The sequence below is a fragment of the Legionella yabuuchiae genome, assembly GCF_900640115.1.
In the GTDB taxonomy this organism is placed as follows: Bacteria; Pseudomonadota; Gammaproteobacteria; order Legionellales; family Legionellaceae; genus Legionella_A; species Legionella_A yabuuchiae.
In genome coordinates, this window is the sequence record NZ_CAAAIW010000076.1 from 1 (window position 1) to 592 (window position 592).

Consider the following 592-nt stretch of genomic DNA (forward strand, 5'->3'; position numbering starts at 1 on the left):
CAGCAGCGATTAAGCGACCTTCTTGAACAACAAACACGCGCTGCTCAAGAAGCTACTCAAAAAACATCAGAACTTGAGACGCGTTTAAACACGACTCGAAGAGAAAATCAGGCATTACAAGAACGAACCAAAATACTTGAAACAGAAAATGCTGGTCTCTTAACCAAAGTCGGTGGATTAGAAGAAAATCTTATAAGAATCCGTGCAGAGCTCGAAGAAACCAAAACTAATCTTGAAACTCAAATTGCACGGGCTGAAGCGAGTGAAACGCAGCAACATTCAATTCAAGCTGAATTAGAAACTGCCCAAACAGAACTTCAGCGTCTTAAAGCCGAAGCTTTATCGCTTACTACTGCTCATACAGCGGAAGTAGAGCGCTTACAAACGCAAATCCAACAAGTTTCTGGACAAAATGAAGCGGATAAAGCAGAACTAACCGCTCAATTAGACGCATTAAATGCTGCACACAAAATAGCCCAAGATGCCATTACTGCTCAACTTCAAGAGGCCAGAGATCAGGTTGGTGGCCTTGAAGAAAAACTTGAATCACAAGCTGCGCAATTGGCTCAAAGTCAACATGAAGCCCGCGCTT

At 42.9% G+C, this 592-nt stretch carries 1 protein-coding gene; it reads left to right on the forward strand.

The annotated features are described in order from the left end of the window. The coding region (locus E1O47_RS12370; protein WP_165475128.1) for a coiled-coil domain-containing protein at nucleotides 1-592 on the forward strand (592 nt) is incomplete at both ends.